The sequence below is a fragment of the Hymenobacter aerilatus genome (assembly GCF_022921095.1).
Classification (GTDB): domain Bacteria; phylum Bacteroidota; class Bacteroidia; order Cytophagales; family Hymenobacteraceae; genus Hymenobacter; species Hymenobacter aerilatus.
Window position 1 is genome coordinate 2,395,283 of record NZ_CP095053.1, and the last position, 14,434, is coordinate 2,409,716.

Here is a 14,434-nt window from a genome sequence, read left to right on the forward strand (position 1 = left end):
GAAGCATAAACCGGCCGCATGTGCCCACAGTGTTTGTTGCGCACATTACCAGTTAGTAGCTCAATGTAAGCGGTTTTGTCTTTTCTTGTAGCACTTTCCTGATACCAGTTTCCTCCTTTTTTATGAATCCCAACCTGCTCCACCTCGTCCGCATAGCGCAACAGCCCGCGCGCCGTATCATTGGCCTAATGTCGGGTACTTCGCTCGATGGGCTGGACGTGGCCTTGTGCCGGTGCGAGGGAAGCGGCTTGCATACGCGGGTGCAGGTAGAGCGCTTCCACACAGTACCCTACCCCGAGGAGGTGAAAAACGAAATCCGGCAGGTGTTTGCCAAAGCCGATATCAGCTTCGAGCAACTCTGCCTACTCAATCCCTGGATTGGCCACTTGCACGCCGATATGGTCTTGGACTGCCTGCGCCAGTGGCAGGTAGCACCCCACGAAGTTGATTGCATTGCCAGCCACGGCCAGACCGTGTACCACGCGCCCAGCCACCAGCACGGCCGCCCCAATTTCCCGAACGCTACCCTCCAGCTCGGCGACGGCGACCATGTGGCCGTACGCACGGGCATTCTCACCCTCAGCGACTTCCGGCAGAAACATTTGGCAGCGGGCGGCGAAGGTGCTCCACTGGCTGTGTATGGCGACTACCTTCTATTCTCGAAAGAAAACGAAGACCGCATTCTACTGAATATGGGCGGCATTGCCAACTTCACCTACCTACCCGGCTCCCGAGAGCTGGCCGGCATCTTCTCCACCGATGTTGGTCCCGGCAACACCCTGCTCGATGCCTTCACGCAGCACTACTTCCCACCCCTCAGCTACGACGCCGACGGCGCGCTGGCTACCCAGGGCCAAGTGCACCAGGCCTTGCTCACTGCCCTCCTCGACCATCCTTTCTTTCAGGCTGATTTTCCTAAAACTACCGGTCCGGAGCTATTTAATAAGGAATATGTGCGGCGGGCGCAGCAGCGTAGCGGCTGCCCTACCCTGCCGCCGTACGATTTGCTGGCCACTCTCACGCAGTTCAGTGCCGAGGGTATCGTGCGGGCGCTGGAGCGTTGCTTCCCCATTCCGCACCTCACGGTATACGCAAGTGGCGGCGGCATGCACAACCCTGTGCTGATGGCCGCCCTAAGCCAGCGCCTCCCTCACTGCCGCTTCACTACCACCGACGAATTGGGTGTTTTACCCGATGCCAAAGAGGCCGTACTCTTCGCCGTGCTTGCCAACGAAGCCCTAGCCGGCACACCCGAAACCTTCCAGGGCGGCCAGCCTGGTAACCCAGCCGTGAGTATGGGCAAGATTTCCTTTGCGCGGTGAGATGGTGAGTAAAAAACGGCTGTCATCCTTCATCCGGCGTCTGCTTGCGAAGGACCTTATGCCCGAAAAAGGAGTCGTTGGTACGCTTATCGTTCTGCCGTGAGAAGGTCCTTCGCGCTGCTCAGGATGACAGCCGTATTTTTACTCACCATCTCACCATTTCACTATCTCACCACTTACAATAGCGTGAGGCGCACGAGGTACTGGTCTTGCTCATCGTGGTCCAGGAATTCGACGGTGTAGCCGGCAGCTTCGGCGTAGTCTTGTAGGATGCTGGCATCGGCGAACAGCCAGTGGAAGGGTGCGCCGGTTTCCTCTTTGTAGCTCATGCGGTATTCTACCTCGCCGTAGTAGGGGCCATTGAGGTTGAGGACCAGAGCGCCTTCTTCGTCCTCGTAGAGGTAGGCTATGTCGGCGGAGGTGGCTAGTATCTGCCCGCCCGGCGCTAGCAGGCCGCGGGCGTGCACCAGAAATTTTTCGAGGCCATCAAGGGTACCTACTAGGCCCAGGCCGTTCATCAGCATCAGAATGGTATCGTAAGGCTGGTCGTTGTGGAGAATGGGGTCGAACAGGTCATGACAGGCTACCTGCTGCACGCCACGCTGCTGCATTACCTGCACCGCACCAGGCGAAACATCCAGGGCCTTCACCGTGTAGCCGCGCTGTTGCAGTTCCAGCGCATGGGCACCGGCACCGGCGCCCACGTCCAGCACCCTACCCTGGCAGGCCTCTAAAGCAGTGCGCTCCAGCTCAGGCATTTCCCACAGGGTACGAAACAAGTAACTGGCCGGCAGGGGCTCATCCTCGGCCACATTGCTGTGCACCGTGAGCGTGGCCGATGCGTGGCCGTGGTGAAAGTCGAGCAGGGCGTGCCCCATGGGGTCGTGGGCGACAGAAGGAGAAGAAGGCATACGAGCAAGCGAAAGACAGAGGAACTACCCTGGTTTAGGCTGCAAGTTACGCCGCATTGCGCGAGTAAACAGCTCTTTTATGGGTTGCTGTATCCTTCGGCGGGCGCGTTGCGTTTGCCCTACGTACATTCACTCCTACCTTACATTCCTTCGGCCATGGCCAGCAACCTCGACTATCTGAATCCCGATCTGCTACCCCTCGAAGAAAAGCTAAACGCCTACCTCGAAGCCGAGCAGGACTATCGACGGGCTGCTACGCAGGCAACCAATCTGCCCGTTGACCACGCTGCCTCCTCCAAAACCGACGACCTTTTCGCCCAGCGCCCCGCCACTGGCAGCTTCGATCAGGCCACCGACGAGGTAACGCAGCAACTGGATACTATGCGCGCGGACATAGAAGCTTTGCGCCGCCAGATAATCGACTTGCTCCCCGTGCGCGACGAGTTTATCAAAGTTAATCTTGGGTATGGTCCCAGCCGTGCCGGGGCATTCCGTATTCCTTCTTCGCCGGCTGATGCGCCAGAATATGAGTTGCGCATTGTGCATTAAACGCCTTCTTTCCCTACCCCGCTAGCCAGCCGCATCTGCACGTAAAGGCCCCGCCGCTCCTGTATCATCTACAAGAGCGGCGGGGCCTTTACGTTTCTACCCCAGGCAGAATCTCATTTCGGGAAACCACCCGATTAGACATAAAAAAAGCGGAACCAACGGCTCCGCTCTTTCCCACAACCAAAACGGGTAATTTCCTAAAATCCCCTTTCTGATTGAATTGAGGCACTTTATTTTTTAGAATCCGGACCATGTTTGTAAAAAATCCGGACCATGTTTCCTGAAGCTTTAGTATTTTAGCATTACCTACTACAACTGCTAAAATCATGGCTACCATAACACCTGTGCTGAAAATTCGGAATAAAAAGAAAGAAGATAACCCACTACGGGTAATGTTCCGACATGGCAAGGTAGAAGTAGTGGTAAGCACATCGGAAAGCATCAAGGTAGAGGAATTACAGAAGGGAAAGATAGTAGGTGAAAAGGCAATTGCCCTGAATGAGTTGGTAGCTAAGATTGGGAGTGACCTTCAGAAAGCCCATGATATCATCCTGAAGCGTGGTGATGAGATAACCAGCACCAGTATCAGAGAAGAGTACGAACGTATCACCAGTGACCGTAGAATGGCTGAATTACTAGCCAAACCAGATGAGTACGCTAAGAACCAAAGAATCAATCAAGGCACTAAAGCTATCAGCAAACTTGAAAAAGAGATAAGCGAAAGAAAAGAGGCTATAGCACTTCACGAACGTAGGCTAGCTGAACTAACTGGTAACATCACCAGAAGTGATAAATCACAACTGTTGGTATCCTACATTGAAAAGTACTTAGAGGAAAAGAAAAACAACCATAAGAACAATACTAGGAACAGTTATTACGCTATCATCAAGATATTGAATGGGTACAATAAGAAGCTAAAAATTACTGATGTAGATAGACGTGTAATGTATGAAATTGAAGATTACATGATTAAGCTACAACACTCTAATAGCACCATAGAAAACTATACTAGTAAGACGAAAGGTATTCTTAACTATTATGGAATTGAACTAGGTTTATCCCAATCTTATAAACAATACAAGTTCAAATTACCTCTTTATCAGAATGAGGTTCTGTACTTCAGTCCCCAACAATTAGTAGACTTTTGGAATCATAAGAAAGAAGCTAAAATTTATGACAAAATCCCAGGTAGAGTTGTGCAGAAAAATTGGCAACGTATTAAAGATATTATGATGTTCATGTGTGGCACATCACTGAGATTCATTGATTGTTTTGAAGACTTCAGAGACACTATCCAAACCACAAATGGTGCAGAGGGTAAGAAGACTGAAAAGATAGTGCTGAGGCCCAGCAAAACGACTAAATATGATGTTGAAATACAGATACCTTTAACCCCTTTGGTTAAGTCTATCTTAGTGAGGAATGATTATAAGTTTAAGAAAATTGAAGACTATTATTTCAGGGACTTACTACGTGAATTCTGTGAAGATATACCATCCTTCCAACATGTAGTAAACAGGCATTACTACATAGGACAAACTAAGCATACTGATAAGAATAAGTACTTTAAAGAAATAGGGGCACATACAGGCCGTAGAACCTTTATCAACTTCGCTTTTCAGTCAGGTTGGACTATCCCAGAAATTTCAGGTTGTACGGGACACTTGGAAGTTAATACATTGATGCTATATGCAAGCAAGGTGAAGCAAACACAAACTAACCCCATGCAGCTATTCCACACACTTGATGATAACTTTTAGTCGGTTTTATCATTTCGCTTAAAACGCTTATACTAAGTTCAACGATTGTTATTCTTTACTTATTATCTCTATATACACTCTACACTACTATATTATCTACTCTATACTTACTACTGTATAGGTAGTACTAGTATCTCTATATGTTCTGGTATGTTCTCTTCTCTTACTCTGGTACACTTGCAAAAATATTGATTATAACATACATATAGTCAACACTTTAGAACGGTAAAAACATAAATAATTATTACACACCCCAATCAAAAGTTGGGGTTTTTTCATGTTCTACCCTTTCGCTGAAGCATGAAGTGAGGGTATGTTTGTTCACTTAGATATAAAATATTTTCGGGTAAAAGTGGATTTCATACACTACCCGACTATTTAGATAAGTAAGCAGCCTGATAAGCTTTCCCCATTGGGTGAAACAGGCAGGGGAAAGGGTAAGTGTTGTTCGTGCTTACCCTTTCATACCACCCCTACGAACAGTCAGAGTGGTATCTGAATATAACTAAAATTAGAAGATAACGAACAAACAATGATTCAACATCAATTCTCTATCCCTTCGAAGATAGATATCAATAAACTACTACGGGATAACATCACCTTCCCTAACCTTGCTGCTGATAAGGCAGAAAACAAGCTACAGCGTTACATAAACGACCATCAAGACAAATACGCCTACTTCATCTCAAAGATTGTAGAAACACGTGTTTTCAATCGTAGCATCAAAAATGATGATTACGTATGCCTGAATTGGGAGAAATTGAGAGACTTCTTAGGTAAGAGATATGCAGATGAAGTACGGGCTAACCTACTTCAATGGAATATTATACAGTGTGATAATCACTTCATCAGAGGCACTAAAAGTTTCGGGTATAGGATTCACCCCAGCTACGTTTCAAAGTCTATTCTACGTGATATTTTCAAGGTAGAAGTGATGGGTAAAAAGCTAGATGCCCAACACAAAGAATATGTAAAGAAGTACACTAGAAATACTACATACTCTAATCTAAAGAAGTTATGTATAGATGTTGATAAAGCTATTACTTATGTAGATACTAAGCTAGATACTACTATATCGTTTCTGTATGATAACATAGATGTATTATCTACTACTACTGTAGAGGATAAGATGTACAGTAAGGTATGTAAAGATATCTCTCTTCTTTCCCATCCTACCTACTCTCTTACTCTGGTACACTTGTTAAAAAGCAAGCTACAACGCAATGATAATAAAGGACTTACAGCGTTTGATATCCTCATAGAATCTGCATACAATCAGTATGATACAGATGTAATGTCAATCAGCAAGATTAAAAACAAGCAATTCTTTCTAGAACAACCAGACACAGAAAGTAGAATCTATACGAATCTAACCAGCCTATCTACGGACCTACGTCAATTCCTCTATCACCATAGTTCAACTGAGAAGTTAGTGAACTTGGATATCCGTAATAGTCAGCCCTTCATTTTTGCAGCTATCCTAAAAGACTATTACAAGGCTTCTACGGTATTACCAGAAGATGTACAGGAATATATCAACCTGTGTGCTGTTGGGACTATCTACGAAGAGATAATGAATCGATTACAGGTAGAGGAAACACAAAGAAGAACATTCAAAATAAAGTTCTTCGCTAATCTATTCTTCTGCAAAAATCAACATAGTGAGAATAGCAAAGCTGGCAAACTCTTCATGCAAGATTTCCCCAATGTGTACCGGGTTATTCATGAAAACAAAGCAGTAAACTATAAGTATCTAGCAATCCTCATGCAGAGAAAGGAAGCTAGCATTATCCTTAAAACCATCTCTAAGAAACTTCAGAAACAAGGTATCTACCATAATACCATCCATGATAGTGTAATAGTACTTGAAAGTGATGTTGAGACTGTGAAGAATCTGATGTTAGAAGCCTTTACGGATGCTATCGGTGTTGCACCCTCAATAAAAGCTGAAGTACTCGCAGAAGAGAAATTTGAAGCATCTATAGCCCCTATTGAAATGGGGTTACTATCTATCAACTACAATGATTTTGATGATATCCTTTCGATTTATTTACTATCTGATGAATACTGCTATGAAGAACTACTTTTAGCCTCTTAACTATACTGATATACAATTACTTATAACATCTTATTACACTATACCCTAATTCAATACCGACGATATAACTAAATACTTAGTTAAAGGAACCCCATACAGCCACTATAGGGGGACATAATAGAGTGACTTCTAAAGTAATGCGTCTATAGTGCAGAAGTTGAGAGAAACCCAGATAGTAATTATGTCTAAAGGCCCAATAGAGAGTATTTAAGAATATAGAAACAAAATATGAAAAACCTACCTACACACGGCACTACTATTAACTACACCTCTACTACAGGTGAACAAATCCTAGCAGCAATCAAAGCAACGCCTAAAGTGGGTGAAGCGCCTACTACAGATGATATCCTGAAGCAATTGAGAAGCAACACAGATAGTATCCAACAGCTAACAGAGAAGATACACCAGCTACTACGCTACCTCTCTACACCAAGCACACCAGATAGTAAGGCAGTGTACCATGATTAAGATAGGCCCCTACCCAGGGGCTTTTTCTTTTGGGTGCTACTTGCAAAAGTCAGATAGAGTGCTTTGAAGTCAGTTTGTCATGTCCCCTACCCTAGTGGCAAATCTTGGAAAAGTTGATTAACATAATATTGGTTATACGGCCACTCATGGAAGAGTACAAACAAGAGTGAAATCAAAGCAACCACTGTAACTACCATAGCTGCCAACCTGACAGAAACCGATACTTACAAATTATGTAAGTATAATTTCGATTTATGTAAGTTATTAGCTATCTTTATTGTATCAACTCTCTGTTTCCTTTCACCCTGCATCTATGCGTACCATTAGCAGAAGCATCATCAATGCCTTCATTGCCCGATACCCTGAATCAGCAGAAGTTTTACGTACATGGTACGCTATCGTAGATGCTGCTGATTGGTCAACGTTTCAGGATATGAAGGATACCTTCAATACTGTAGACTTGATTGGCGACAATCATTATGTGTTCAACGTTGGGGGTAATAAGTATCGGATAATAGCCTTGATTTTCCTCCCTAGCAGACGTGTATACCTACGGGCTATACTCACTCATAAGGAATATGACAAACTCTCTAGAAAGCAGATTTTAGAGATGTAATAGCATAACATTCAGTCAGTTCACATCTTAACTCTCAACATCATGGAAGCCGCACTTTCCTACAACATCACGAATGACACTGAACATCGACAAGCTATTGCCCAGATGATAGCTTTAGAAAAGGATAATGAAAATGGAAAGAATGAAGATAGAATAAATGAAATTGGAGATGCAGTAGTAAAATATGAAGAGTCACAAGGGCATACACCAGAACCGCCCCGAACATTACAAGGCATATTAGAAGTAGAAATGTATAAGCGTAGGATGAATCAACGTGCTTTAGCAAAGGCACTTGAAATCACAGAAACACGCCTAAGTGAGTTCATGAGAGGAAAGAGAGAATTGAATATTGATTTAGCTAAGAAGATACATGTGATTCTAGGTATAGACGGTAACATAATCTTAGAACTCACTACTAATGCAGAACTCTTAGAAAAGAACGTGAAGGGTATGCAACTAACTCAACCTTCACATTCAGAGTGGGATTACCTACGCAAACCATTATAAAAGAAAAGCCCCTATCAAGGGGCTTTTCCATATACCTACACTTCAGTTACTCCATCATGCCTACGTACCAGTACAGTAATAATGAGTATCACTATCTAAGTGATATACCTGATGCTTTTAATTACACCTTTCATGATGGTGTAGAAGAGACTTACAGTACCCTTGAAGATGTCTTTACTAGAGTGCAGCAAGATTCAAGTATGCTAGGAAGCAAAGGATATCAGGTACTCGATATAGAGAGGATTGAAACAGTGAAGAAGCATCTTGAGAACAAAGGTTACTATCAGCTACCCAGTATCATCCGAAAAGGCATTTTCTACAGATTAACAATCAGACTTACCAAAACAGAATAGCTAGACTTCTCTACTCGCTGCATCATAGAGTTTCTTCAGCCTCTCTTTTAGCTTCAGTGTGTCTCCATGTCTCATGAATTCATAGTTACCACGTGAGAAGATAAACCCTGGGTTCAGCAATAGGGCTACAGCTAATCCCTCAAGATTTATTTGTCTATCACCTGTTAATGTATCATAGTGTTCAAATGCTATTCCCAGTGTCTCTAAGTTGTATATAGCACCAAAGGTGAAGGGCTGTAAGTCCGTATTGGCCTTGCTTTTCCAAGATGCTGCATACTCAGTTACGATGTGGTGCAAATGTTTTAAACGTTTGTACTCTTCATCCGAGAAGATTACCGTCAGTATAAGGTAATTATACTGTTCACATAGTTTTTCTACGTCCATAATATTATAGTTATCCCGAATAGTGACAGGACTATGTTACAAACGTATATCATAAAATAAAGATATGCTATACTTGTGATACTGAATTTTTATTTTCGTTGCTTTAAATGAAATCAATAATCTAAATGGAACAGATAAAGAATAACCTACCCTTAATCTCTGCTGCCTTATTACCTATTGCACTCCTAAGGTTGATAATGTACTATTATTACTTTGGTATAGATATATCTAGCTACATTGAATTTACAGAAGCATTAACACTATCAGCACCAGCTTTTTTTCTGGGGGCATTGTTCATCAGTATCATGCTAATAATATTTCAATTAGAAAGTAGAACGAACCGCAATAGTGAAATTTTGAAAAGATTACAATTGAAGCTTAACGCAATAGGTTATAAGAAAAGATTGAAAAAATACTACCTAAATAAAGAAGCTATTGTCACATGTTTCATATATCCCTTAATGTTTTTTGCACTATATTTTATTATAAAACATTTCAAAGCCCCCATAATGCTAGCAAAAATATCTCTTCTATTCGGAATATACATGTTGTTATTGGCCCATTACCCAAAATTAGCGTACGAATTACGTTTAGGACATTTAAGAAGAAAGAAAGAAGTATTACCACAAAAAAATAGAATGCTGATTGATGCTATAGCTTTAGCAGTCATATTCATAGGTACAGTAGCTATTTTAGAAGCTATATATACTGAATATGCATCTTATCCCAAAGAAGCCACTTATGTCACTGAAGATGAAACCATAAAAAGTAATGATGACTACCGTTTTATAGGAAAAACTAAGAACTATCTATTCTACTATAACAGCAAAACAGATTCATATGATGTATACCACTTTGATGATTTCAATAAGCTGACAATAAGTACAGGCAGATACTATCAAAAAACATATTAGAAACAGCCTAACAACATGAAAGACCTTTGATTTATAATTTTATATTAATTGGCTTTACCCGAATCCTTAGAATAAAATAATTCTGAGTCATAATCAAATGTGGGTAGATATGTAACATCGGGCTTCCCACGTAAAATATTTCCTCCGTTAACTGCAATTGCGCTAATCGCATTACAAACACTGTAAAAGCACCCTCTCGCTTCTATTTGCTGAACATCATACTTTTCAAGATGGATAACTTTATTGCGCACCTTGATTGCTTTATTCAATAAATCAGCGTATTCTCTTGAATCTTGAAAGGCATACCCAGTAGCATCTTCTACTAGAATAGCAGCTATATCAGTTATAAACATAGGGTTTCCATTAACCTTAAATTTATTCTTTATAGCATTTTTTGACAATCCTTTTTCTGTATATATCTTATGAAGATAGGGCCGTATCCACGACTCAAATAGAATCAAAGAATCAGCTACAGCCATACGCCAATCATGAGTAGTTATTTTATACCATACGTCTTGATATATCCTTATATATGTTGCAAACTCATGATTATCCAATAATCCATTTCTTAAGAATAGTTCAGTCTGGTAATCATGTGTGTCTTCAAATGATACTGGCGTACCATAATGCTTTAGTACTTGAGTAATCAAAGAATTATCGTTTTCATCAACGTCTAGAAATTGATATTTACCAATACCGTATGTAGTTAGCTGAGGTATGTAATGCTTTTCGTTTATTATCTTATATATTACTAAAAATTTATTCAATGCTTCCATAGCACCATCAACTAATATATCTGTATTATTACCTTCATTATCATCATCACTGTTTAGAGGAAGAGAAGTGTATATGTCATCAAACTCAACATACACAGTGGTAAAACTTAATGCTTTACTGACACTACCGTAAAACTCATGATGAAGTTTTAAGGGCAATTCAGGATTATTTCTTCGTAGAAAACCTATTTTAACAATTCCTATTGACGTTACCACACTATAAGGTTCAATAAATTCAGTAGGAATGTACACTGGTGATTCCTGCACATGAACTGATGTTGGTGTATATGCAGACTTAACAGTTATGTCGTTGCCTTGCTTAAATTGCTTATCCCATTCCTGTAAATCATGGTCATTCACGCTATCCTTCACCATCACAACGAATGGTAAATCGAAACGCAATAGCCTATTTACCACTTTACCGTATACTCTACCTGGTGTCGTTTTTACATCTACTACCTTATGATACTTTTGATTGTATGATGGTTGTTTCATGCTGCCTTTGAATATCTAGAAGTGAATAGTACACTAAGTTAATGAGTCTTTACACATCAAAAAAGGGGCTTCTATGCCCCTCCATTATACTATTCCCATTTTAACCTTCTTTTGATACTCCCTGTGCCATTCGATGTAATCCGCCTTGTACTTGTTGTGCAAATAGTCTTTCAGTTCACCTTCAGGTAAATGCATAGACTGATTGTGTATGTTGAAGATATAATTAATCTCCGTGTTGAAAGGGTTAAGGTCTTCGTGTGCTACTGTATAACGTGGACCGTTTCCAAAATCTATTATCTCACCATTCAACAGTCGTTCTTTAGTTGTCCATCCTACAACCCAGCCCCCAGTTAGTGATTCATTTAGCACAACCTTCACATAATACTTTGCCCATTTAGATTGTTTTTTTAGACATTTCCCTGCTTTAACTTCTTTATTTTCAATTAAATATGAATTTTTATTACCTACTGAAGTCTTTACATCAACAGAGTTTTTAAAGTCTTCTCCTGTATCACCATAAGCCTTATAATCGAGGCTAATTTCCTCTTCAAGTCCCACCAGACGGGCGTATACTGCTTCCCCTTTTAACCCCACTACAAAGGAGTTCTGTTGTCCCTTCATTTCGTACAAACCGGGGGTACCTCGTTTGCGATTTTGCCATTCTATAGCAACTGCTTCTAATTCAGCACATCTATCAGTGATATTAATAAGCTTGCTAGTTGTTAAGTTCTTTGTAAAGTTGTTAATCATATAATTCTACCGGATATTTCTTTTATATATCCAGCGTTCTATTCTAAATAGTACCTCATATTCTTGTTATGTAAGTTCTTGAGAATAACTATTGAAATTTGACAGTATTTCTACCAAAGTCTCATACTTAAATACGTTGAAAACACCTGTAAAAAGAAAAGCCCCTAATGATTAGGGGCTTTTTTATTGCAATAAGAAAGGTGTTGTATCTGGTATCTCTAGGCAGGTTTATCAGCTTTGGAGGCTTTACCTTTACCTGATGCTTTGGGTGCTACTTCTGCTTCATCAGAAGGAAACACAGGTAGTGTGGCGTTTACACCTTGTCTAGCTGCTGCTTTAGCTTCTCTCTCAGCTTTCTTGCTACCACGTGGCGCACGTTGCTTCTTAACAGTAGCAGGTGCTTCGTAATCCTCTTCAAACACTTTAGCCAACTCTTCTACAGTAGCTACAAGCTTTTGGAAAGCTTGACGCATTGCTGCATTTTGGTTAGTCGTTTTAGCAGCATTCTGCATAAAACTTACCATTGCTTGTGGGTCGAAATTTTGGTTATCTGCCATTATCTAGTTGGTTAAATTCTTAAGATGATTCAAAGCTAATAAGAAGATACATATAATCTAATATTACTTTCTCTTTTCTCTAATGTAAGTGTAGGTAGCACCAAACAGGAACACTACTATAGCTGCTACATTCCACATCATTTCATTCCAAGGATAACCACGTACGAAAGCATCATTCAGGGTTATAATCACCATCAGCAGAGTAGCTAGTACCATAGCAGTTATAAAGGCTGCTGTTCCTCCATCATGCGAAGGAAACAGCTTTTTCAATAGTTTTTTCATCATATTCTTTTTTTGTTAATCTCTTTATTGTTGCACCCATTGTATACGGTGCTGTAGATTCACCACCAAAGTAAAAGCCTAGTAACCAGTTGAATAGAGGGTAATCAGGTTGCTTGCTGTATTCAAACTCTACTCCATTTATTGTTACTTCGTAGCTGAATTCAGCATCATTGATACAGATAAGTACCGGAACATTAGGCTTAATAATAAGGGGTGTTTCTAAGTCATTAATCAGCCTCTTACCACCTTGATAGACATAAGGTAGGACTTCGATAGCCTTACCATCTTCTGACGTTCTCCATCCTATCCGGCAACTATTGAAGTGATGGTTATAGGTAGTTGATAAGCCTATTAACTTATTCCAAACTATAGGGTCAATATCACTCTGTTTATATAGACAGGATTCATCAAATCGTACTTCATAATAAATGCTGCTATCGAATGTAATCTTAGGTATGAATGCTGTAGTGTGATAGTGGCAACCTTTCTTAATCTTGTAATCTTCACTACCAAACATTAAATACCTAATTTAACAGCATAGTACTTAGTTACTTCGTGTAGAATACTCACTTTCAAATCCCAGATGTTTTTATAAGTGATATCCATATCTCTGTTCAGGATTTCATCATCTAAGAAGATGGTAGCATTCATTACGGTAGATAAAGCAAAGAATAGTTCTTTGGTGATGCACACTAATTGTTCTTCTCCATCATGTACTTCACTAACCAGATAATCTACTATATCCTCTTTATCAGTACCACTTTTTACGTGTGCTGCTAGCCCTATTTCTTTTGTCTTTACACTCTCAAGTAAAGCTGTAAATTGTTTTAATACGGTTTCAGTAAATCTCATTGTATTCATGTTCTATAGATATATACGTTAAATAGTAACCAGATTGGAACAAGCATAAAAAAACCCTATCAATTCGATAGGGTTTTGCAGTTATTAAGCTAAAGTTGTTTATTTATTAAAGTATTTATTGACTTTACTGGAAAGTCGTACGCCACCTTTACATTTAGACATCCTAGTAACGATGATATCAAGAACATAAGTGTCAGATTTGAACCATTCGCCTTCAGCCCTGTAGAAGCGCAATAGCTGGTGAAGTTCAGCCTCTATATCTTCTGCTACTGAGTAAAGTAGATATAGCTTTGCTGGTGAACCTGTCTGTAGCTGCTTTAATCTACTTCTAACATTAATAGCACGACCTATCTTCACCATGTTGAGTCCTTCAGCCTCTATAACATAGGTATAGTAATCACGTTTAGTGCGCTTAATATTTTCTAACGTAGCAGACGTAAACGACCTTGTAGATGTTGGGCCTTGGTTTGGAGATGTTGGTGGTGTATCCCAACTAATGGAAGAAGTTATTTTAGTAATTAGGCCAATATTCGTCGTGACTGCTGAAAACCTCTCATCGGTACCATAGTCTGCATCACTACCATTTATATTGAATCGGTACTCCCACGAACCATCAGGTGTGTTTGTGTTGCCCCACGCCACACAAAATACAGCGTCATCACACAGCATCGAAATCAGCCCTTTATCATAAGCAGCTTCACGCTTAGCATCTGTGTTAAGTAGCAGTTCCGCCGATTTACACCATTTGATTAACTCGCTAAGGCTAGCTATAGACTTCATTGGTTAGTTATACTGTTTTTTGACCATAGGAAAGATAGGCAAGTGCTTACT

16 protein-coding genes are annotated in these 14,434 nt (G+C 40.8%); 8 read left to right on the forward strand and 8 right to left on the reverse strand.

The window, feature by feature from the left end; translation table 11 throughout:
- Nucleotides 1-122 precede the first annotated feature (122 nt).
- Entirely contained in the window at nt 123-1,322 is a 1,200-nt protein-coding gene (locus MUN82_RS10260; RefSeq protein ID WP_245097221.1) for an anhydro-N-acetylmuramic acid kinase, read from the forward strand.
- A gap of 176 nt (nt 1,323-1,498) precedes the next feature.
- Here the strand turns inward: MUN82_RS10260 and MUN82_RS10265 are convergent, their stop codons facing one another.
- Nucleotides 1,499-2,233 carry a class I SAM-dependent methyltransferase gene (locus MUN82_RS10265; protein WP_245097222.1) on the reverse strand — a complete coding sequence of 245 codons (735 nt, stop codon included), beginning with the start codon at nt 2,231-2,233 and terminating at the stop codon, nt 1,499-1,501.
- 114 nt (nt 2,234-2,347) lie between these two features.
- Between MUN82_RS10265 and MUN82_RS10270 the strand changes: the two genes are divergently transcribed.
- The 6 genes from MUN82_RS10270 to MUN82_RS10295 all read left to right on the forward strand — a co-directional run bounded on the left by MUN82_RS10270 (nt 2,348) and on the right by MUN82_RS10295 (nt 8,584).
- Nucleotides 2,348-2,782, forward strand: coding sequence for a hypothetical protein (locus MUN82_RS10270; protein WP_245097224.1), 435 nt, complete (start codon nt 2,348-2,350; stop codon nt 2,780-2,782).
- 326 nt (nt 2,783-3,108) lie between these two features.
- Nucleotides 3,109-4,542, forward strand: coding sequence for a phage integrase SAM-like domain-containing protein (locus MUN82_RS10275; RefSeq protein WP_245097225.1), 1,434 nt, complete (start codon nt 3,109-3,111; stop codon nt 4,540-4,542).
- Nucleotides 4,543-5,074: 532 nt separating this feature from the next.
- Nucleotides 5,075-6,640 carry a hypothetical protein gene (locus MUN82_RS10280; RefSeq protein ID WP_245097227.1) on the forward strand — a complete coding sequence of 522 codons (1,566 nt, stop codon included), beginning with the start codon at nt 5,075-5,077 and terminating at the stop codon, nt 6,638-6,640.
- 781 nt (nt 6,641-7,421) lie between these two features.
- Nucleotides 7,422-7,724, forward strand: coding sequence for a type II toxin-antitoxin system HigB family toxin (locus MUN82_RS10285; RefSeq protein WP_245097229.1), 303 nt, complete (start codon nt 7,422-7,424; stop codon nt 7,722-7,724).
- 42 nt (nt 7,725-7,766) lie between these two features.
- On the forward strand, nt 7,767-8,231 hold the full coding sequence (locus MUN82_RS10290; RefSeq protein ID WP_245097230.1) for a helix-turn-helix domain-containing protein: 465 nt from the start codon (nt 7,767-7,769) through the stop codon (nt 8,229-8,231).
- A 56-nt stretch (nt 8,232-8,287) separates the two neighbouring features.
- Nucleotides 8,288-8,584 carry a hypothetical protein gene (locus tag MUN82_RS10295; protein WP_245097232.1) on the forward strand — a complete coding sequence of 99 codons (297 nt, stop codon included), beginning with the start codon at nt 8,288-8,290 and terminating at the stop codon, nt 8,582-8,584.
- Here MUN82_RS10295 and MUN82_RS10300 read toward each other — a convergent pair whose 3' ends face one another.
- Complete coding sequence (locus MUN82_RS10300) at nt 8,585-8,968, reverse strand: hypothetical protein (protein ID WP_245097234.1); 384 nt, start codon at nt 8,966-8,968, stop codon at nt 8,585-8,587.
- A 125-nt stretch (nt 8,969-9,093) separates the two neighbouring features.
- Here MUN82_RS10300 and MUN82_RS10305 point away from each other — a divergent pair, with 125 nt between their 5' ends.
- On the forward strand, nt 9,094-9,882 hold the full coding sequence (locus MUN82_RS10305) for a hypothetical protein (RefSeq protein ID WP_245097236.1): 789 nt from the start codon (nt 9,094-9,096) through the stop codon (nt 9,880-9,882).
- A 44-nt stretch (nt 9,883-9,926) separates the two neighbouring features.
- On the opposite strand, the gene MUN82_RS10310 is transcribed toward MUN82_RS10305, so the two are convergent.
- The 6 genes from MUN82_RS10310 to MUN82_RS10335 all read right to left on the reverse strand — a co-directional run bounded on the left by MUN82_RS10310 (nt 9,927) and on the right by MUN82_RS10335 (nt 14,383).
- Nucleotides 9,927-11,153, reverse strand: coding sequence for a hypothetical protein (locus MUN82_RS10310; RefSeq protein WP_245097238.1), 1,227 nt, complete (start codon nt 11,151-11,153; stop codon nt 9,927-9,929).
- 84 nt (nt 11,154-11,237) lie between these two features.
- Nucleotides 11,238-11,903, reverse strand: coding sequence for a hypothetical protein (locus tag MUN82_RS10315; protein ID WP_245097239.1), 666 nt, complete (start codon nt 11,901-11,903; stop codon nt 11,238-11,240).
- 218 nt (nt 11,904-12,121) lie between these two features.
- Nucleotides 12,122-12,460, reverse strand: a complete 339-nt coding sequence (locus MUN82_RS10320) for a hypothetical protein (RefSeq protein WP_245097241.1) — start codon at nt 12,458-12,460, stop codon at nt 12,122-12,124.
- A 244-nt stretch (nt 12,461-12,704) separates the two neighbouring features.
- Nucleotides 12,705-13,259, reverse strand: a complete 555-nt coding sequence (locus MUN82_RS10325; protein WP_245097243.1) for a hypothetical protein — start codon at nt 13,257-13,259, stop codon at nt 12,705-12,707.
- Nucleotides 13,259-13,603, reverse strand: coding sequence for a hypothetical protein (locus MUN82_RS10330; RefSeq protein WP_245097244.1), 345 nt, complete (start codon nt 13,601-13,603; stop codon nt 13,259-13,261). The genes MUN82_RS10325 and MUN82_RS10330 overlap by 1 nt, the downstream gene beginning before the upstream one ends.
- 99 nt (nt 13,604-13,702) lie before the next feature.
- Nucleotides 13,703-14,383, reverse strand: coding sequence for a GIY-YIG nuclease family protein (locus tag MUN82_RS10335; RefSeq protein WP_245097246.1), 681 nt, complete (start codon nt 14,381-14,383; stop codon nt 13,703-13,705).
- Between the last annotated feature and the right edge of the window lie 51 nt (nt 14,384-14,434).